Origin of the sequence: Maridesulfovibrio bastinii DSM 16055 (assembly GCF_000429985.1) — a bacterium.
Lineage (GTDB): Bacteria > Desulfobacterota > Desulfovibrionia > Desulfovibrionales > Desulfovibrionaceae > Maridesulfovibrio > Maridesulfovibrio bastinii.
On sequence record NZ_AUCX01000005.1, the window covers coordinates 173838 to 193931 of the forward strand.

17 protein-coding genes are annotated in these 20094 nt (G+C 46.2%); 15 read left to right on the plus strand and 2 right to left on the minus strand.

What is annotated here, in order from left to right; genetic code table 11:
• The first annotated feature begins 175 nt into the window (after positions 1 to 175).
• From G496_RS0100765 to trpA, 12 genes are all read left to right on the plus strand, one after another.
• Positions 176 to 973 (plus strand): 2-amino-3,7-dideoxy-D-threo-hept-6-ulosonate synthase, encoded by a 798-nt coding sequence (locus G496_RS0100765; protein WP_027177586.1) that lies wholly within the window; start codon positions 176 to 178, stop codon positions 971 to 973.
• A gap of 17 nt (positions 974 to 990) precedes the next feature.
• On the plus strand, positions 991 to 1974 hold the full coding sequence (locus G496_RS0100770) for a 3-dehydroquinate synthase II family protein (RefSeq protein WP_027177587.1): 984 nt from the start codon (positions 991 to 993) through the stop codon (positions 1972 to 1974).
• A gap of 4 nt (positions 1975 to 1978) precedes the next feature.
• Positions 1979 to 3079 (plus strand): prephenate dehydratase, encoded by a 1101-nt coding sequence (gene pheA / locus G496_RS0100775; protein WP_027177588.1) that lies wholly within the window; start codon positions 1979 to 1981, stop codon positions 3077 to 3079.
• Between the two features lie 40 nt (positions 3080 to 3119).
• Positions 3120 to 4457, plus strand: coding sequence for a 3-phosphoshikimate 1-carboxyvinyltransferase (gene aroA, locus G496_RS0100780; RefSeq protein ID WP_027177589.1), 1338 nt, complete (start codon positions 3120 to 3122; stop codon positions 4455 to 4457).
• Positions 4457 to 5233 carry a prephenate dehydrogenase gene (locus tag G496_RS0100785; RefSeq protein ID WP_027177590.1) on the plus strand — a complete coding sequence of 259 codons (777 nt, stop codon included), beginning with the start codon at positions 4457 to 4459 and terminating at the stop codon, positions 5231 to 5233. Before aroA ends, G496_RS0100785 begins: the two co-directional genes overlap by 1 nt.
• Positions 5234 to 5343: 110 nt before the next feature.
• A complete protein-coding gene (locus G496_RS0100790) occupies positions 5344 to 6762 on the plus strand; it encodes an anthranilate synthase component I family protein (RefSeq protein WP_027177591.1) in 1419 nt (472 codons plus the stop codon).
• Entirely contained in the window at positions 6743 to 7315 is a 573-nt protein-coding gene (locus G496_RS0100795) for an anthranilate synthase component II (protein WP_027177592.1), read from the plus strand. The genes G496_RS0100790 and G496_RS0100795 overlap by 20 nt, the downstream gene beginning before the upstream one ends.
• A gap of 18 nt (positions 7316 to 7333) precedes the next feature.
• The gene (gene trpD, locus G496_RS0100800; protein ID WP_027177593.1) at positions 7334 to 8323 is read left to right on the plus strand and encodes an anthranilate phosphoribosyltransferase; all 990 of its coding nucleotides are present in this window, start codon (positions 7334 to 7336) and stop codon (positions 8321 to 8323) included.
• A gap of 2 nt (positions 8324 to 8325) precedes the next feature.
• On the plus strand, positions 8326 to 9105 hold the full coding sequence (locus tag G496_RS0100805; protein WP_027177594.1) for an indole-3-glycerol phosphate synthase TrpC: 780 nt from the start codon (positions 8326 to 8328) through the stop codon (positions 9103 to 9105).
• Positions 9102 to 9719 (plus strand): phosphoribosylanthranilate isomerase, encoded by a 618-nt coding sequence (locus G496_RS0100810; protein ID WP_027177595.1) that lies wholly within the window; start codon positions 9102 to 9104, stop codon positions 9717 to 9719. The genes G496_RS0100805 and G496_RS0100810 overlap by 4 nt, the downstream gene beginning before the upstream one ends.
• Before the next feature lie 146 nt (positions 9720 to 9865).
• A complete protein-coding gene (gene trpB / locus G496_RS0100815) occupies positions 9866 to 11044 on the plus strand; it encodes a tryptophan synthase subunit beta (protein ID WP_027177596.1) in 1179 nt (392 codons plus the stop codon).
• Between the two features lie 30 nt (positions 11045 to 11074).
• Entirely contained in the window at positions 11075 to 11842 is a 768-nt protein-coding gene (trpA, locus tag G496_RS0100820) for a tryptophan synthase subunit alpha (protein ID WP_027177597.1), read from the plus strand.
• Between the two features lie 44 nt (positions 11843 to 11886).
• Here the strand turns inward: trpA and G496_RS0100825 are convergent, their stop codons facing one another.
• Both G496_RS0100825 and G496_RS0100830 read right to left on the minus strand, forming a co-directional pair.
• Positions 11887 to 13302 (minus strand): HAMP domain-containing sensor histidine kinase, encoded by a 1416-nt coding sequence (locus G496_RS0100825; RefSeq protein WP_027177598.1) that lies wholly within the window; start codon positions 13300 to 13302, stop codon positions 11887 to 11889.
• Positions 13299 to 13994 carry a response regulator gene (locus G496_RS0100830; RefSeq protein WP_027177599.1) on the minus strand — a complete coding sequence of 232 codons (696 nt, stop codon included), beginning with the start codon at positions 13992 to 13994 and terminating at the stop codon, positions 13299 to 13301. The genes G496_RS0100825 and G496_RS0100830 overlap by 4 nt, the downstream gene beginning before the upstream one ends.
• A 147-nt stretch (positions 13995 to 14141) precedes the next feature.
• Here G496_RS0100830 and G496_RS18405 point away from each other — a divergent pair, with 147 nt between their 5' ends.
• Genes G496_RS18405 through G496_RS18410 form a run of 3 tightly spaced genes read left to right on the plus strand, consistent with a single transcriptional unit; the run spans position 14142 to position 19988 of the window.
• The gene (locus G496_RS18405; RefSeq protein ID WP_051294741.1) at positions 14142 to 15587 is read left to right on the plus strand and encodes an efflux transporter outer membrane subunit; all 1446 of its coding nucleotides are present in this window, start codon (positions 14142 to 14144) and stop codon (positions 15585 to 15587) included.
• Entirely contained in the window at positions 15587 to 16807 is a 1221-nt protein-coding gene (locus G496_RS0100840) for an efflux RND transporter periplasmic adaptor subunit (RefSeq protein ID WP_027177600.1), read from the plus strand. The genes G496_RS18405 and G496_RS0100840 overlap by 1 nt, the downstream gene beginning before the upstream one ends.
• Positions 16800 to 19988 (plus strand): efflux RND transporter permease subunit, encoded by a 3189-nt coding sequence (locus tag G496_RS18410; RefSeq protein WP_084407452.1) that lies wholly within the window; start codon positions 16800 to 16802, stop codon positions 19986 to 19988. The genes G496_RS0100840 and G496_RS18410 overlap by 8 nt, the downstream gene beginning before the upstream one ends.
• Positions 19989 to 20094 lie beyond the last annotated feature (106 nt).

Here is a 20094-nt window from a genome sequence, read left to right on the forward strand (position 1 = left end):
TTTACTTTTGGTACAACCACGCTTGTGGTCAGGGTAGGGGTTTGCCTAAGTAAAGCATACAGAGCCTCTACAGAAGGGCCGCAGGCGATAGATCGCCGGCGGCCCTTTTTTTTTAGGTCGTCGGGACAAGGGACTGCAGCTTTTCTCCGGCTCGCAAACAAAAAGGAGAAGCAAAATGCAGATGGGAAAAAGTATCAGACTTGAGCGTATTTTCAATCGCAACACTGGTAAAACCGTTATTGTTCCAATGGATCATGGTGTAAGTGTAGGACCGATAGACGGCCTTGTTGATATGCGTGAAGCTGTCGGAGATATGGTCAAAGGCGGCGCCAATGCAGTGCTTATGCAAAAAGGCCTTGTGCGCTGCGGACACCGAATGGAAGGCGGCGATGTAGGCCTTATAGTTCACCTCTCAGCAAGTACCTCCCTTTCCCCCTTCCCCAATGCAAAAGTTTTAGTCGCTACAGTTGAAGACGCCATCCGTATGGGTGCCGATGCTGTAAGCGTGCATGTCAATCTCGGCGATGAAACAGAATCCCGTATGCTTAAAGATCTGGGTGAAGTCGCATCATGTGCGGCCGGATGGGGTATGCCCGTTCTGGCAATGGTTTACGGACGCGGCCCAAAGGTTGAAAATGAATTCGCACCTGAAGTTGTGGCCCATTGCGCAAGGGTCGGCGAAGAACTTGGAGCTGATGTTGTCAAGGTCCCATACACCGGAGATCAGGAAAGTTTCAGAAGAGTTGTTGATAGTTGCTGTGTTCCTGTCGTCATAGCAGGCGGTCCCAAACTTGATTCCACAAGAGATTTCATCCAGATGGTTTCAGACTCAGTTGAGGCCGGCGGCGCAGGGCTTTCAGTAGGTCGAAATGTTTTCCAGCACAAAAACAGGGTTAATCTTGTAAAAGTGCTCAGCAAGGTCGTTCATGAAGACGAGAGTGTAGATTCCGCTCTTGAAATTCTCGGTGAATAACAAAATTGGAAAATGATATGAAAAAAATCGTATTCAAAGCCATTCCCTTTGAAAAAAATCTTGTGACTCTGGCTCTGGAGTCCGGGGTTGATGCAGTTCTTGTCGAGCAGGAAAACAAGAAAGCTGTAGAAGCACTGGGAAGGGTGAAAGTTGTAACCCCTGATGATATGCCGATAGTGGCGATTAATGAAAAAAGCGATGAAGATGAGGCTGTCAAATTCGCTGCTTCAGGAAAAGAAACAATTTTAGCTAAAGGCTGGGAGATTATCCCGGTTGAGAACATTCTGGCTCAGGTGGATGTTTTAGCTCTGGAAGTCGAGTCGCTTGATAAGGCCAGACTGGCTGCCGGAATTTTAGAAAGAGGAGCTGATACTCTGGTTGTGGTTCCCGAAGGAGCCGCAGAGCTTAAACAGATTGTGGCCGAACTCAAATTAAGTCAGGGAAAGATTGAATTGCAGAAAGCCGTGGTTAAATCAATTGATCCGGTCGGTCTGGGACACAGAGTGTGCGTAGACACTATTTCACTGCTTAAAAAAGGGCAGGGGATGCTTGTTGGTAATTCAAGTGCCTTTACCTTTCTGGTTCATGCCGAAACTGAATCCAACCCATATGTAGCCGCACGGCCTTTCAGAATAAATGCCGGAGCTGTTCACGCTTACGCTGTAATGCCCGGAGATAAGACCTGTTATCTGGAAGAACTTTCGTCCGGGCGCGAAGTGCTTATTGTCGGTGCCGATGGCGAAACTTCTATTGCGGTTGTAGGAAGATCCAAAGTCGAAGTAAGACCGATGCTTCTTATCACCGCGGTTGTTGAAACTGCCGAAGGAGCGGTAGAAGGAAAGGTTTTCCTTCAGAACGCCGAGACAATAAGAGTTGTAAGCTCCACCGGAGAACCTGTCAGTGTTGTGAATGTTAAACCCGGAGATGAAATTCTCTGCCGTCTTGATGACGCGGGACGACATTTCGGAATGCGCATTAAGGAAGAGATAACAGAGGATTAAGAAAATGGAATGTGATAAACAGAAAGATATGTCTTCAATCAGGGAAAAGATTGATTCACTTGATACCGAGATTTTAAAACTGCTTAATCAGAGGGCCTCTGCCTCTATCTGCGTTGGTGAAATAAAAGCAGGATCATCAGAGCAGATATTTAAGCCGTTCAGGGAGAAGGAAGTTCTTACAGGACTTATCGAACGTAACAGCGGACCTCTCCCTGCCGAGCATCTGGAAGCAATATATCGTGAAATTATTTCTTCTTCCCGCAGGCTTCAGCGTCCTGAAAGGGTCGTATATTTAGGCCCCGAAGGTACTTTTTCATATTTCGCCGGACTGGAATATCTTGGCAGACAGGCTGAGCTTCAGCCCCGTAATAATTTTGAAGACATTTTTGTATCTGTTTCCAAAGGTGAATCCGATCTGGGCATAGTTCCCCTTGAAAACTCACTCAAAGGTACTGTCGGCCAGAATGTGGACCTTTTTATGCGCTATCCTGTTTTCATTCAGGCTGAGGTTTATAGCCGCATCAGTCATGGTATCATGGGGCAGACAGCTGATTTATCCAAAATAAAATATGTTTATTCGCACTCAAAAGCTCTGGAACAGTGCTCAGGGTGGCTGCGCTCAAATCTGCCCAAGGCTGAACAGATTTCTGTTGATTCAACAGCAAAAGCTGCCGAGATGGTTTCTCAGGGTGAGGATAATTGCGCTGCTGTGGGTAATGTTAAGCTGGCTAATATTTTCGGTCTTAACATTCTGGCCGAAGCTATTGAAGACATGCCCGACAACTGGACACGCTTCCTTATAATAGGGGCAAAGCCCGGCAAGGAAGGAAAAAGGGATAAAACCTCGCTTCTTTTCACTACCCCGGACCGTCCCGGTGCTCTGGTCAGTGTTCTTAATGTTCTTTCCGGTAAAGATATAAACATGACCAAACTGGAGTCCCGTCCTTTTCTTGGTGAAAAATGGAAATATATGTTTTTTGTGGATCTGCAGGGTGATCTGGGAGCGGAAAAGCAGAAGTCATTGATAGACGACCTGAAAGACAGGTGTCTGACAATGCGTTTTCTTGGAAGCTATCCAGCCGGCGCACAGGGAAGTAATTTTTAATTTCACTATTTTGTACTATATATATTGAGAGGACTAACGGATGACTTCCGATAAACATATACAGATAAAAGTTCCTTCATCGAAATCACTTTCACACAGAGCTTTGATAGCCGGGGCCATGTCACAGGATACCACTGTGGTTCTTGAGCCTCTGGAAAGTAATGATATCAACAGGACCATGGACTGCCTGACCACTATGGGGGCGGAAATAGAAATCAACGGCAGTGCCACCACGGTAAAAGGATTTGCCTCTGGTCCCAAAGGCGGACTTAGTGAACCGGCAATTCTTGAAATGCGTGATTCCGGAACCACATGCCGTCTTATTACGGCCGTGGCTGCCGCCGGAAAAGGTCTTTTCCGCGTGCAGGGAACTCCGCGCATGCATCAGCGTCCTATTTCAGCTCTGACCGCCGCCATCAGATCTCAGGGGATCAATGTCACTTTTGCCGGCAGGCAGGGGTATCCGCCCATGACTATTGAAACCAGAGGTTTTTCCGGCGGTATAGTTGATATTTCGCTGGAGGACAGCAGTCAGTATCTTTCCGGACTTCTGCTTGCAGCACCTCTTGCAAGAGAAGAAATGGTTATCAATGTTATCGGTCGTAAAGCTGTTTCATGGCCTTATGTGGCTTTGACTCTGGAAGTCATGGAAGGTTTCAGAGTTCCTTTCAGTGTTGAAATTTTGAAAGACGGAAAATGGGAAAAGGCTGACTGGAAAAAAATAACCAGAGTCGTGCCCGGAGAAATTCGTTTCAGGGTCCAGCCTTCAAAATATAATTGCGAGGAATTTAAGGTTGAGGCCGACTGGAGCAGCGCTTCGTATTTCGCCGCTGCCGGAGCAGTTGGAAGAAAGCCTGTAATGATAAAAGGGGTCTCTGTTGATTCCATGCAGGGAGACAGGGCTATTCTGGATATCCTGAAAAAAATGGGTGCTTATATCGAGTATGACAACCACGGTATAACCGTGCATCCTTCAAAGCTGCATGGTGTGGAAGTCGATATGGGCTTGTGCCCTGATCTGGTGCCGACAGTATGCGCCACTGCCGCTTTTGCCGAGGGTCCTACTGTAATTAAAAATGTGGCCCATTTGCGTATAAAAGAATGTGACAGACTTGAAGCCAGTGCCAATGAAGTTATCCGGGCCGGTGGAAAAGCTGAAGTTTATAAAGATTCTATAAAAGTTATGCCCGGTAAATTCAGAAAAGGTGAAAAGATAGTTTTTTCAACTTATGATGATCACAGACTGGCTATGAGTACCGCTATTTACGGTCTGGCCGGAATAAAGGCCGTGGCTGAAGATCCCGGATGTGTGGCTAAATCTTTCCCGGGGTTCTGGGACGAATGGAAAAAAGTCCTTAAAGGCAACGGATGTATATAATGGAACCAGCGTTTAACAGAATACACAGTGTTGCCGTTATCGGCGCAAAAGGGCAGATGGGTAATTTTCTGGCCCTTAAGTTTGAAAAAGCGGGAATTCTGGTTTCCAGATATGATCAGCCGCTTAAATCCGCAGAACTTGAGCGCGGATTATTTAATGTGGATATGGTCTTGCTTTGTGTTCCAGTTACAGTTATGGAAGAAGTGCTGGATTTGATAATCCCGCACATGAATGAAAAAACAATATTGGCAGATGTCGGATCTGTAAAAGGCGGTCCACTTCGTCAGATGAGACGAAAATGGAAAGGCCCCATAGTTGGTACTCATCCCCTTTTCGGGCCTGTGATACCATCAGACTTTGATCCTACAGTGGCACTTGTTCCGGGAAGGCCGGAAGACGGTGCCGCAATTAAAGCAGTCGCTGATCTCCTTGAAAGAGTCGGATTCAGCGGTTTTGAATCAACAAAAGAAGAGCATGACCGGGCAATGGCAATGATACAAAGCCTAAACTTCAGTTCATCCATCGCGTTCCTCGCCTGTGCGCGCGAGCTTCCCAATATTGAGAAGTTCGTTACGCCTTCATTCAGGCGCAGGCTTGATTCCGCACGCAAGATGGTGACTCAGGATAGTGAGCTTTTTGTAACTATTTCCGATGCCAATGAATACAGTCATGAAGCTATTCGTCTTTTCCGCGCATTTCTTAGTGTTGCGGCTGCTGGCGATATGGATCTTCTTTCCGAACGTGCTTCCTGGTGGTGGCGTGAACACAATACCTAGGGAGACGTATATCTAAAATTTGGCAATCAGAGCCGCGTCCTCCCGAGGACGCGGCTTTTTTTTTGGTCTGTGAAACAAATTTACGAAAATTACTTTTTTAACAGGAGTTCATAATGAAGATTGAATTAGCTCAGCACGGTAAATGGCTGCCGGCTGATGTTCAGACACCTATCAGCCTTTATCTGGGACTGGTGGGTGATGCTCCGGGGCTGATGCTCGAAAGTGCTGAAGTTGATGGCAGGCTTGGAAGATACAGCCTCATTGCCTGGGATTTCCGCCTTGAACTGACCCCGGTCAGAGGAAAACTTTCAGTGGAATGTTCAGATTCCAGACTGGCTGATCTTGCAAGATTTTCAGGTATGGATTTTCTGGAAGGACTGCGTTCAGTAATGAAAGCCCTGCATATAGTCCCTGATAAAGCTGTCGGCGATCTTCCTCCGCTGACCCGCGGCCTTTACGGCACTATGGGATACGGGCTTGCCGGAATGCTGGAACCGAAGCTTAAAAATCTTATTCCTGCGGAAGATGCCGAAGTTCGGCTGGTTCTGCCGGGCAGGGTGATGCTTTTTGATCATTTGAAACATCGCTGCTGTTTCCTGTCGCTGGATAAAGATGCTGATGTCGAGTTTACCCCCCAGGGATTCGAAGGCAGTTGCGGCACAACAAAAGTTGGTGAGCCGGTGGCTGTTCCGGGACGTGAGGAATACAAGAAAAATGTTGAGAAAGTAAAAGAATTGATTGCGGAAGGTGAATGCATTCAGGTTGTTCTTTCCACAAGATTCTCAGCTCCTTTTTCGGGTAATTCCTTCGATCTCTACCGCCGGCTTCGTCAGGCCAATCCTTCACCGTTTATGTTTTACATGAAATTCAGCAGGGAAGAAATTCTGCTGGGTTCTTCCCCGGAACTCATGGCCCGCTGTGAGCAGGGTAAACTTGAAGTGAGACCAATTGCCGGAACGCGTCCCCGCGGAAAGGATGAAGCTCAGGATATCAAATTGGCTGAGGACCTTCTTTCTGATCCCAAGGAAAGGGCTGAACATGTCATGCTGGTTGATCTGGGAAGAAATGATCTCGGACGCATAGCCAAAGCCGGAACTGTCAAGGTTCAGAAATTTATGCAGGTTGAGCAGTTCAGCCATGTCATGCACCTGACTTCCTACGTTTCCGCAGAGCTTAGAGATGATCACGATCATATTGATGTTCTCCAGTCAACTTTCCCGGCAGGGACTCTTTCCGGTGCTCCTAAAATTAGGGCCATGGAAATCATTGCCGATCTGGAATCAATACCGCGCGGTCCTTACGGCGGATGTATAGGTTTTCTTGGACTGGATAAAGACAGTGTCAACCTCGATACCGGAATAACCATACGCTCCATGTGGATTCGTGATGGAAAGTGCCACTGGCAGGCAGGGGCCGGACTTGTTTACGATTCCGATCCCGAAAAAGAATGGCTGGAATGTAATAATAAGGCCAGAGTGTTACGTGAAATTCTGCAATCGGAGGGCGGCGATGTTTTTGCTCGTGGATAATTTCGACTCTTTTACTTTTAATCTGGTTCAGGCTTTTCAGCAGCTTGGTGCTGAACCTCTGGTTCTCAGGAACGACCGCGAGGAGATTCTGGAGCTTGCCCAGAGCGGTAAACTTACAAAAGTCTGCCTCTCTCCCGGACCTAGCAATCCTGAAAATGCCGGTTTGTGCCTTGAGTTCTTATCGCTGCTGCCAAAAGAAGTGCCAGTTCTCGGTGTCTGTCTGGGGCATCAGACTTTAGGCCATTTTGCCGGAGCTTCTGTTGTCCGCGCAGGTCGCATAATGCACGGTAAAACTTCCATGGTTCATCATGGTGGCAAAGGCCTTTTTAAAGGCTTGCCTGAACCGTTTGAAGTCTGCCGCTACCATTCACTTGTGGTTAATGTTGATGAGGCTCCTGATCTGCTTGAGCAGACAGCCCGTACGGATCAGGACGAAGTCATGGGGCTTAAATATAAGGATCGTCCGTGGGTTGGTGTACAGTTTCACCCCGAATCCATATTGACTCCTGAAGGTCCTAAAATTTTGAAAAACTTCCTTGATGGAAGCATATAACAAGTCATGGAGATGATGATGTCTGATATTGTTGCAAAAGCTTTGTCTGATCTTACTTGCGGAAAAAATCTGGAATCTGAAGTTGCAGATGCTGTTTTCAGAAAGTTATTTAATGGTGATCTGGCCGGATCGCAGGCCGGAGCTTTGCTTATGGGGCTGCGGGCCAAGGGGGAAACTGCTGAAGAGGTTGCCTCAGGAGTTAAGGCCGCACTTGAACATTCAAGAATGGTTTCAGGTCTTTCCGGCAAACGCATAGACACTTGCGGAACAGGCGGAGACGGAAGAAAAAGCTTCAACTGTTCAACAGCCGTGGCCCTTTATCTGGCAGATATGGGGTATGATGTGGTAAAACACGGTAACAGGGCTGTTTCCTCTTCAAGTGGAAGTGCGGATGTCCTTGAAGGTCTTGGGGTTAATCTGGGAACAGAACCTGAAGATGTTGCCGAAGCTCTTCGCAAAGATCATTTTGTGTTCCTTTTCGCCCAGAATTACCACCCGGCATTCGGAAAAGTTGCACCAATTAGAAAAGAACTCGGAATACCAACCCTTTTCAACCTTATGGGACCGCTTTTAAATCCTGCTCGCCCCACACATCAGGTACTTGGTGTGGGAAGACCTGAAATAATGAAGCTTATTGCCGAAGTCCTTGCACTGACAGATGTGGAAAAAGCTTATGTTGTGCATGGTGCCGGTAATTTTGATGAGCTTACTCCTTTCGGGATCAATCAGGCTGTTCTTGTTGAAAACGGAAAACTGACTGAACTTGAAATAGATCCTTCCGAATACGGATTTGCCTCAGCCAACCCGGAGGATGTTTTTGTTGAAACCCGTGAAGAGGCTGTAGAAGTTCTCAAAAAAGTGCTTGCCGGTAAGGCTCCTGTCCCGATGCTGGATATGGTTGCTATGAATCTCGGGGCTTCGCTTTCATTGCTTGACGACATTTCACTGACAGAAGGAATGGCGAAAGCTAAAGCTAAAGTTGCCGAAGGCACCTCCAGGGAGTTTTAGGTATGCTTGAAAAGTTTCGCCGGGCGAAAGCTCCGGAAGTTGAAGCTCTGCGGCTGGCTGAGAAAGAGGATAATCTTCCCGAGCCTTATCTCGGTGAAAGGCCGTCCTTTGCTGATGCCATTAAAGCTGATGAAAAGGGGATGAAAATTATTGCCGAGTATAAGCGGGCATCCCCATCCAAAGGTGACATAAATCTCGGGCTTGAGGCCGATGAAGTTGCCAGGATGTATGCTTCTGGCGGGGCTTCAGCAATTTCAGTGTTGACGGAAAGGGATTATTTCAAGGGTGATACAGCTTATCTGGAGATTATAAAATCCTGCGGTCTTCCCATGCTGCGCAAGGATTTTCTAGTTGATCCCCTGCAGGTAGTTGAAACCGCTGCAACTCCGGCTTCTGCTTTGCTGGTAATAGTCAGGATGTTTGAAAGCGACTCGCTGCTTAAAAAAATGATCGCTGATTCCTACGCCGCGGGTCTGGACCCTGTTGTTGAAGTTTTTGATTCAAGCGATCTGGACCGGGCTAAAGCTGTCGGCGCAAAAATTATTCAGGTTAATAATCGCGACTTGAATACGCTGACAATGGATATGAACCGTTCAATTGAATACATCAGGCGTAAAGAAAAAGATGAAATCTGGATCTGCGCCAGCGGAATTAATACCCCCGAAGATTGCGCTAAGATGGCCGGTCTCGGGTATGATGCTGTTTTGATCGGGACTTCAATTATGTCCAGTCCTAACCCGGAATCCAAGCTTGCGGCTCTGGTTGGCGGAGGAAGCAAATGAAACCTGTAGTCAAAGTCTGCGGAATGACCAGAGAGCAGGATGCTGCTTTGTGTGAGACATTAGGTGCGTCTTTGCTCGGATTTATTTTTCATCCGGGCAGTCCCCGCAATGTCAGCGTGGATTTTGCCGCATCCATAAAAACTGCAACTGCTCGGAAAACAGGTGTTTTTGTCAAGCAGAGTGCCAGTGAAGTTTTGAAAATTATGAGTATGGCCGGACTTCATTACGCCCAGTTGCATGGTGGACAGAATGTGGAATTCTGCAAGGCCATCGGCCCTGACAGAGTGATAAAAGTTCTCTGGCCGCAGAAGTATGAGTCCGTAATCCAGTTGCAGACTGAGATTGACCGTTTCGCACCACATTGCCGGTACCTGCTTTTCGATGCCGGAAAAAGTGGTGGGGGGCATGGAACTTCACTTGATCTTAACATTTTTACTAAAATAAATATTCCTTGTGAATGGTTTATAGCTGGCGGGATTAATCCTGATAATATCTGTCAGGTGCTTGAAGCTGTTGAACCTGACGGGGTTGATATTAATTCCGGGGTTGAGGCTGAGCCCGGAATTAAAGATAAAAATAAACTTCAAACTGTATTTGAGCTGTTGAACGGATAGTCGCTTATCGGGAACTCTTCGATTGCGGAGATAAGTTTTAAGCTGTTGATTCCGGTATGCGCATAAGGCCCGGTTGGAAATTTCGGTTATCGTTCGGGCTTACTGATTTGAATAACAGGAATACAAACTCAAGAGAGAATAAAAAAATGAAGAAAGGATACTACGGTGAATTTGGCGGGCAGTTTGTGCCTGAGTTGTTGATGCCGCCTCTTCTGGAGTTGGAAGAAGCTATGAAAACCATCATGAAGTCGGCAGAATTTTGTGATGAATATACAAGACTGCTGACGGATTTTATTGGCAGGCCGACCGCAATGACCCATTGCCGCAATCTGTCCCGTGAACTTGGTTTTAACTTGTGGTTGAAACGTGAAGATCTGGCCCATACCGGAGCCCATAAAATCAATAATACTGTCGGTCAGGCCCTGCTGACCCAAATGATGGGCAAAACCACACTTCTTGCTGAAACAGGCGCAGGACAGCATGGCGTTGCCACCGCCTGCGCAGCTTCTCTGCTTGATCTGGACTGCGAAATTTACATGGGTGCTGTTGATGTGGAGCGTCAGTCTCATAATGTAAAAAGAATGGAATTATTCGGAGCCAAGGTTGTTCCCGTTGAAAGCGGAACCAAAACCCTCAAGGACGCGATCAATGCCGCTATGCGTAAATGGATAGCAGATCAGGAAACAACTCATTATTGTTTCGGAACAGCCGCCGGAGCGCATCCTTTCCCACTTCTGGTGCGTGAACTGCAGAGTATTATCGGGCGTGAAGCAAAAGCTCAATTTGTAGAAAAAAATGGAAAGCTTCCTGATTATGTTGTCGCCTGTGTCGGAGGCGGCTCCAATGCCATAGGAATGTTTCATGATTTTGTTCCCGAAGAGTCTGTTAAAATCATCGGTGTCGAGGCTGGTGGAACAGGTGAACCGGGCTGCTATAATTCAGCTCCTATTTCACTTGGAACAACCGGTGTTCTGCACGGAATGAATACAAAGCTGCTACAGACTGAAGAAGGCCAGATTCTGCCTTCGCATTCAGTTTCAGCCGGTCTTGATTACCCCGGTGTCGGACCAGAGCATGTCTATCTGCATGATAGTGGAAGGGTTGAGTATGCCATTATTAATGATGGTCAAGCCATAAATGCTTTTAAAACCATGTGCAGAAAAGAAGGAATTCTTCCTGCTCTTGAAAGTTCTCATGCTGTTGCATGGGCCCTTGAGAACAAGGATTCCATCCCTGCCGGAAGCAATGTGCTGGTCAATCTTTCCGGTCGTGGCGACAAGGACATGGATATTTTTGAGAAATATACCGCTGAATATGGCAACTAATTGATAAACAAAGCTATATATGGAGCTGAAATGAAAGTTTCCAGACTTACAGAAAAAATAAAAGAGTCTAATGCAAAAGGGCGCACCGCTCTTGTTCCCTTTCTTCCCGGAGGATATCCCGATCTTGATAAGTTCTGGGATGAAATTATTGAACTGGATAAGAACGGAGCGGATGTAATTGAAATCGGTATGCCGTTTTCTGATCCTGTTGCAGATGGTCCTGTTGTTGAAGCTGCTTCACTGAAGAGTCTTGAAAACGGCGTAAATCTCAAGTGGATTATCTCCGGACTTAAAGGGTGTCGTGATAAAATAGATGCCGGTGTCCTGCTTATGGGCTATCTCAATCCTGTCCTGCAATACGGGATAGAGCAGTTTGCAAAAGATGCTCAGGAGGCAGGAGTTGACGGACTCATCATAGCTGATATGCCTTATGAAGAGGGCGTTGAAATTAAGAAAATTCTGGCAGAGCATGATATTTCACTCGTTCCTCTGGTCGGGCTTAATACTTCCAGAGAGAGAATGAAACTTTATGCCAAGGATGCTACAGGATTTGTATATTTTGTCTCGGTTCTTGGAACTACCGGAGATCGGGACACACTGCCCGAAGATGTAAAAAAAGGTCTTGAAATGGCTCAGGAGCTGTTTGATATTCCGGTCGCTCTGGGATTCGGGCTCAAACGCCCCGAGCAGCTTGTCGCTCTGGATGGACTGGTTGACGCAGCCGTTTTCGGTTCTGCTTTGATACGTCACGTTGAAGCAGGAAAATCCTGCCGTGAATTTATGGAAATCTGGAAATAGTTTTCAGTAAGTAAAGGCCCTCTGATAAATTCAGAGGGCCTTTTTTATTTAAGCGGAAGCTCCATTTTTATGGTGAAGCCTTCTTTTGTGTTGTGGGCTGATAATTTTCCACCGTGTATTTCAACTATTTTTTTAGCCGTTGGAAGCCCCAGTCCCGAACCCGGTGTGTCTTCTCCCTTTAGTCTGTGGAAAGGGTTGAACAGTTTACTAAGCTCACTTTCCGGTATCGGTTGGTGGGTGTTGGTTACTTCGATGTAGGCTTTGTCATGGTGATCAGCCAATTTTACACTGATAGTTCCATTTTTTTCAGTGTATTTGAATGCATTGTCCAGAAGGTTGTCCAGAAGGGTTCTTATTGCGTAGACATTGCATTTCTCCAGAATTATCTCATCCAGCTCAGGTTTTATCTTCAGCCCGGATCTTTCGGCGGTAGTCTTGTATCTTTCAATGGCTGTCAGAATAAGATTTGCTATGTTTACACGGTCTTCCATGGGCGGCTTGGTACGCATATCCATTTTGGAAAACTGGAGAATTTTTTCAACCAGAAAATCCATCCTGTCAATTTCCTCTTCCATATCATGGATATATTTATCCGATGAAAAAATATCCCCTCTTTTATATTTTTCTTTAAGCATTTCAAGGGAAATACGCATTCTGGTCAGTGGACTTCTGATTTCGTGTGACATGTGGGCAGTAAGTTCTTTACCACCTTTAAGAAGTTTTTCGAGATTATCCGCCATATCGTTGAATGAGGCGGCAAGGGCTGCAACCTCATCCCTGCCTTTAACTTTTACTCTCTGGGAAAAATCACCTTCACCGTATCTTGAAGCGATGGATGTGAGTTTTTTCATAGGCCGTATTATACGCCTTGATACAGGGATAAGAAACAGGGCTGCGAGCAGAGTCAGCAAAACCTGTCCCCGCAGGAACCATGCTTCATCTTCAAACTGTGACCGTTTGCTGAAGGTGTGGTAGGTGAACTGATTTCTGTCCAGCGGGAGCGGAGGAAGAATGCTGTAGGTAAACTTCATTCCGTCCTCGCGTTCTTTATAAATCAGAATGTTGTCTTTTACCCACAATGGATCTTTTTGCAGCAGTCTGGATGTCTCCGGCGGGCTGCCTCTGAAAGAGGAGGCTACAACTTTGCCATCCCTGTCGGTAATCCATATTTCAGACTTGAATGATGTTGCCAGAAGTCTGAGCAGATGCTCCAGTTTTGAAGAATTTATATCCAGAACTTTCGGTAGTTCCGTGTCGGACATTCTCTGCATTTCTGCCGGGGAAGGTTTCATGGTATCAATTGAAAGAATCTTGACCGTGTTCAGTGTGGTTGCAATTCTGTTGGCATGCGGATTACCGGTAAGACCGCTGTGAACTACCCAGATAACAATGGATTCCGAAACCATCAGCACCGCTACGAAAGCAATAAAAATTTTTATGTACAGACGGCTGACTTTCATTCTCCCTCCACAAACATGTAGCCGGTACCCCAGACTGTTCTAATTCTCTTTTCATGGGCCGGATAAGGTTTAAGCAGGGAGCGCAGCTTGCTTATGTGCACATCAATACTGCGGTCGAAAGCTGTAAAATCTTTGTCCCAGACCAGTGTCATCAGCTCGTCACGGGTCAGAGCTATATTTACATTCTGCATCAGGGCTTTGAAAAGTCTGAATTCTGTGTGGGAAAGTTCTATGCGGTCATCATCAATTTCCAGCAGCTGTTTGCCTGTATTGAGGGTTATTCCGCCGGAGCTTATTTTTTTCTGCGCACCGGTATTTTTGTCACCTGAACGCCGCAGAACAGCTTTTATCCTTGCGAGCAGTTCTCTTGGATTAAACGGTTTTGCGATATAATCGTCAGCACCCATTTCAAGGCCGACAATCCTGTCAGTTTCTTCACCCTTGGCGGTCAGCATTATGATGGGCGTGGGAAATTCACGCCTAATTTCATTTAAAATTTCAAACCCGTCTTTTCCGGGCATCATAACATCAAGAATAATGATATCCGGTTCAGAATTCTTAAGGGTTTCCAAAGTGTTGTCACCATTAGGGAGGCTGCTGACGCTATAACCGTATCCTGTAAGATATTCCGTAATAAGTTCAATTAGTTTTGAGTCGTCATCAATAATCAGTACGCGTTCATCGTTTGCCATGATTTATCCATTATAAGGTCAGTCGATTCTGAGGAATATTGGTTAAACGTATTTTACATTTGTTTACATTTTTTTTCATCACTTCAATAATATGGAGCAACATTCCATGTATAAATAACATATACAAAAGTCAGGGAGAATCAAACAATGCCGGAAAATGGAAAAAGATTTCTTTATCTAGCTCTGGTGACACTGCTTATCTGTGGTTGTTCACCTTTCAGGCCGGACAACAGAGATCTTTCCAAGATTGATTTACCGAAAACATACAGCCTTTACTCAGAAAACGGAACAACTTCGGACGAGTGGTGGAAAAACTTCGGCAGTTCCGATCTTGATATACTTGTAAAAGAAGCTCTTGAAAAAAATTTCGATATCAGAAAAGCATGGGCAAGATTGAAGCAGGCTAATGCGGCCGCTGTTCAGGCCGGAGCCGATAAACTGCCGAGCCTTAATGGAAATGCTGATTATTCTTACCGTAAAACGGGCAGTGAAAACAGTGCCTCAAAAAAAATAACTGAAACAGAAAATCATGAGCTGGGGCTGACCGCTGCTTATGAGTTTGATTTCTGGGGTCGTGTCGAGGCTCAGGCCAAAGCCGGTGAACTTAATGCTTTTGCTTCACGGGAAGATGTTAACGCCGCGGCCATGACAGTTGCAGCTGAAGTCGTCAGCAGATGGATTGAGATACAGACCAGACGTGAAGAAATAAAAATTCTGCTTAAGCAGGTTGAAACAAACAGAACATATCTTGATCTGCTTGAGCTGCGTTTCAGAAATTCTCTGGCCACCGCTCTTGATGTTTTTCAGCAGCGTGAACAGGTCGCCCGGATAAAGGCTAAAATTCCTCCCATAGAAGCGCGGGAGAGAACTTTAATCAACGAGCTTGCCCTGCTTCTTGGCAGACCGGCAGGAACACTTAAAGTTGCGGAAGAAAAATTGCCGGAACTTCCTCCGAAACCGGAGTCGGGAATCCCTTCAAAGCTGCTGGCATATCGGCCTGATGTCCGTGCCGCAGGGATCAGAGTCCGTTCATCGGATTGGGACGTTGCCGAAGCCCGCGCCAACAGGCTGCCATCTTTCACTATAAGTGCCAACAGCGCTTTTATCGGCGAACAGCTGGCCACGCTTTTCAACGGCTGGGCTATAGGTCTTGCGGCTTCTATTACCGGACCTATTTTTGACGGTGGATACCGCTCGGCTGAAGTGGATAAATCCCGTGCGGTGGTTCAGGAACGTCTGGAAGACTATAAGTCCGTTGTTTACACGGCCTTGAACGAAGTTGAAAACGCTATGATCAATGAAACATGGCAGGAAAAATATATCACAGCTACAGAAGATCAGCTCAAAGCTGCCCGGAATAATTTCAATGAGGCCGGTTCTCGTTACCTTCAGGGGCTTGAAGATTATCTGCCCGTATTGAGCGGTCTTTCCAGTGTTCAGGATCTTGAATTGAATCTGGCTGGAGATCGCGGTGATCTTCTGCTTTACCGGGTTGAGTTGTACCGCTCTCTTGGCGGAGGCTGGACAGAACGTCTTAAAAATCCGCTTCCTGAAACCGGGAAAAAGGCTGAATCAGCAAAGGATAAAAAGTGATGGCTAAACACCGCATGAATGAAATTATCAATATAGGTTTGAAGGCCGTTATTCCGCTCGTCATTCTGGCTATAGCCGCGGTCGGGGCCTATACCATGATAATGACCAAGCCTGTTGCTCATAAAAAGGCACCGAAAGTTCCGGTCCCTGTTGTCGAAGTTACCTATCTAAAACCGGAAAATTCCCGGATATGGACGGAAGCCATGGGAACTGTAGAACCGGCGCGCGAGATTAATCTTGGATCGCAGGTTTCAGGTAAGATTATTTCTGTGAGCAGTTCATTTATTCCGGGCGGTTTATTCAAAAAAGGGCAGGAAATACTGCGTATCGATCCGATAGATTATGAGCTGGCGGTAAAGCAGCAGCAGGCAGTAGTCACAGAAGCTGAATATAATTTGAAAATAGAACTCGGACATCAGAAAGTAGCCGGACGTGAATGGAAGCTTCTTGGTGAAAGTACCGGTAAGGCCGGTTCCGGCAGTTCTGATCTGGCTCTTAGAAAACCCCATCTTGAAAAAGCCAGAGCTGATCTTGAATCAGCCCGCTCAAAGTTAAGGGCTGCAAACATTGATCTTTCCAGAACAAGGATAAAAGCTCCATTTTCAGCTCAGGTTGTAAGCCGCTCGGTTGATCTTGGCTCCATAGTAAGCTCTCAGCAGACCCTTGCCCATCTGGTTGGAACTGATGAAGCATGGATTCTGGCAACTGTTCCTGTAGACCGTCTGCGCCGGATAAGCTTTCCCGATAATGAAAGCGGGCTGAAAGGTTCGGATGTCGAAATTGCGGTAAATGGTGAAAATACATTTTCTGACAAACGTGGTGAGGTTGTGCGTTTGCTGCCTTCGCTGGAAGAAAAGGGACGGATGTCCAGAGTTATCATTTCTGTTGCAGACCCTTTTAATCTTGACCGGGTTAAGAATATTCCAAAACTTTTGCTCGATAGCTATGTCCGGGTAAGAATTGACAGCGGTGTACTTGAGGATGTCTATGTCATCCCCCGTGATGCTTTCAGGGATAACAATACTGTCTGGATAATGAAACCGGATAACACGCTGGAAGTCCGCAGGGTCGATTCCGTATGGCGCGATAGCAAATATATCTATGTCAAAAAAGGACTCACCCCCGGAGAAAGACTTGTCCTTACCGATATTCCGGCACCTCTCGAAGGTATGAAACTGCGGGAATCCGAAAGCCTTGCCGCGAGGAACCATAATGGCTGATCAGTCTAAATATTCCGGAGGGCCGATTGCCTGGATGGCCGGTAATTCCGTGGCCGCAAATCTGCTGATGATTGTTTTTCTTGTCGGTGGACTGATCATGGCTTTGAATATCAAGCAGGAGGTTTTTCCTGAATTTGATACTGACACAGTCACGATATCCGTTGCTTATCCCGGTTCAAGCCCGGAAGAAGTGGAGCAGGGAATAGTACTTGCCGTTGAAGAAGCTGTCATGGGTCTTGACGGAGTTGATGAAGTTACTTCAACCGCCAACGAAGGCTCCGGTACTGTTATGGTAGAAGCCGTGGAAGGGGCTGACCTTCAGCAGCTTTCACAGGATATTCAGAACGAAGTTGACCGGATAACCTCTTTTCCTGAAGATTCGGAAGATCCGGTAATCAAAGTTTCTTCCCGTAAACGTCAGGTTTTGTCGCTGCTTGTTTCAGGTAATGAAAATCTGCATGTTCTGAGAAATGTTGCTGAGGAATTGCGTCAGGAGCTGATAAGCGATCCCGGTATAACTCAGGTTGAACTCCATGACGCCAACGGACTTCAGATTTCTATTGAAATACCTCAGGAAAAACTGCGGGCGTATAATCTTACTCTCCATGAAGTCGCGGACAGGCTTGCTGATTCCGCAGTGGAGCTGCCCGGTGGCGGAGTAAAATCTTCATCCGGTGAAATTCTTGTTCGTATTAAGGAACGCAAGGATTACGCCCGTGATTTTGCAAGGGTCCCCGTTATCACCGGTGATGACGGAACCGAGCTTTATCTGGAAGATATTGCCAATGTAAAAGAGGATTTTCAGGATGAAGATTCGGTAACCCTGTTTAACAAGAAGCCGGCTGTAAGAATTGATGTCTACAGAATTGGAGACCAGACTCCTATAACGGTATCTGAGGCTACCCATAAAAAGCTTTTGGAATTTAATAAAAGGCTCCCTGCCGGCGTGCATGTGGATGTCCGCAATGATTTATCCGATATTTTCAAGGAACGCATCGATCTGCTTTTAAGAAACGGCTATATGGGGCTGGGACTTGTTTTTATTTTTCTGGCTCTGTTTCTTGATCCGCGGCTGGCTTTCTGGGTTGCTCTGGGTATTCCCATTTCTTTTCTGGGTTCAATGGTCATCCTTCCTTATTTTGATACCAGCATCAACATGATCACAATGTTCGCCTTTATTATTTCTCTTGGTATCGTGGTTGATGATGCTATCGTTGTCGGAGAAAATGTTTATACCTACCGGCAGAAGGGGATGTCATGGAGTGATGCTGCAATACGCGGTGCAAAAGAAATATGTATGCCTGTCGTATTCAGTGTGCTCACCAATATTGTAGCTTTTATGCCGCTGTTTTTTGTTCCGGGATTTATGGGTAAGATTTTTAAAATGATTCCCATAGTTGTTATTTCTGTTTTTTCTGTTTCCCTTATTGAGAGTATTTTTATTCTTCCGGCACACCTGAGCCATACCAGCAATCGTAAACCCGGCAGACTCATGTCCGGAATAATCAGATATCAGAATCATGTTTCCAACGGGCTGCTGACTTTTATTAATAAAGTTTACAGGCCGTTTCTTGATCGTGCAGTAAGCTGGAAATATACAACTTTTGCTGCCGGACTTGCCATTCTTATTCTTTCAGGGGCTTATGTAGCAAGTGGAAGACTGGGATTCACCCTTTTTCCGAAAATAGAATCTGATTACTCATATCTGACTTTGACCATGCCTTACGGCACAGCAGTGGAAAAGACTGAAAAAGTACATGATATCGTAGTCAAAGCCGCCCGTGATGTTGCTGAAAAACACGGCGGGGATAAGCTGGTATCAGGAATATATACCAGAATAGGGGGTTCGGATGGCAGCACCAGCGGACCGCATGTGCTGCGTGTTCAGGTTTATCTTACAAAATCTGATGTAAGGCCCATTTCAACGGATCAGTTTACCAGTGAATGGCGCAGGGCGGTTGGTGATATACCCGGCGTTAAAACCATGCTTTTTGAATCGGATCGTGGCGGTCCGGGACACGGCGCTTCATTGGAAATTGAACTCAGCCATTCTGATGTTAAAACTTTAGAAGAAGCAGCGGAAGAACTTGCTGCGGCCCTGTCTTTCTACCCAAAAGTCAAGGATATTGATTCAGGATATACACCGGGAAAAAGGCAGCTTGATTTTGAAATTCTGCCTGAGGGACTAAGTCTGGGACTTACTCCTAAAATGGTTGCGTCACAGGTACGTGCCGCATACTACGGTGCGGAAGTTCTGCGCCAGCAGCGTGGCCGTAATGAGGTCAAGGTCATGGTTCGCCTTCCTGAGAAAGAGCGTGCTCTTGAGTATAATCTTGAAGAAATGATGATCCGCACTCCTGATGGCAGATTCGTACCGCTGCGGCAGGTTGTAAAAATTAAATACGGCCGTTCATACACCATAATAAACAGGCGTAACGGGCGCAGGATTGTTACTGTAAGCGGGGATGTCACTCCCAGAAAAGAAACATCTCAGGTTATGGCTTCCGTCACCAAAGATATAATGCCGGAGCTTGTGTCCCGCTATCCGGGGTTGACCTATAGTTTTGAAGGCAAACAGGCTGACCTTAAAGACAGTGTGAACAGTCTGATTCAAGGACTGTTTATGGCAATGCTGGTTATATATGCTTTGCTGGCAATTCCATTTAAAAGCTATTTTCAGCCGCTGATTATTATGGTCAGTATTCCTTTTGGAATAGTCGGAGCTGTTATCGGGCATGCTCTTTTAGGCTATAGTCTGAGCCTGATGTCCATGTTCGGAATTGTTGCCCTGAGTGGAGTGGTGGTCAACGATTCACTGGTTCTTATCGATACGGCCAACGTCCTGAGACGCAAGGGCCATTGCGCCCATGATGCGGTGCTTAATGCCGGAGCATCAAGATTCAGGCCCATCATGCTTACAACTGTAACTACTTTCGGCGGGCTGGCCCCAATGATAGCAGAAACCTCAAGGCAGGCCCGTTTTCTTATTCCAATGGCTATTTCACTGGGATTCGGAATCCTCTTCGCTACTTTAATCACTCTTATACTGGTGCCTTCATTATATATGATTCTTGAAGATTTTATTTCCATATTCAGAAGAATTTTCGGGCACAGAGATCCTGATGAAGGGTGTGTAGAGGGTGAAGATACCTCAAAGCCATCAGAGATAAGAGAAAACTGATAGAGACTGTTTTTTTAGTCAGATATTCAAGATTGCCCTTCTAGCTCCGCTGTTTGAAATTTAGGAGCAAAAGGGCAATTTTTATAATGATGTATTATGGATGGAA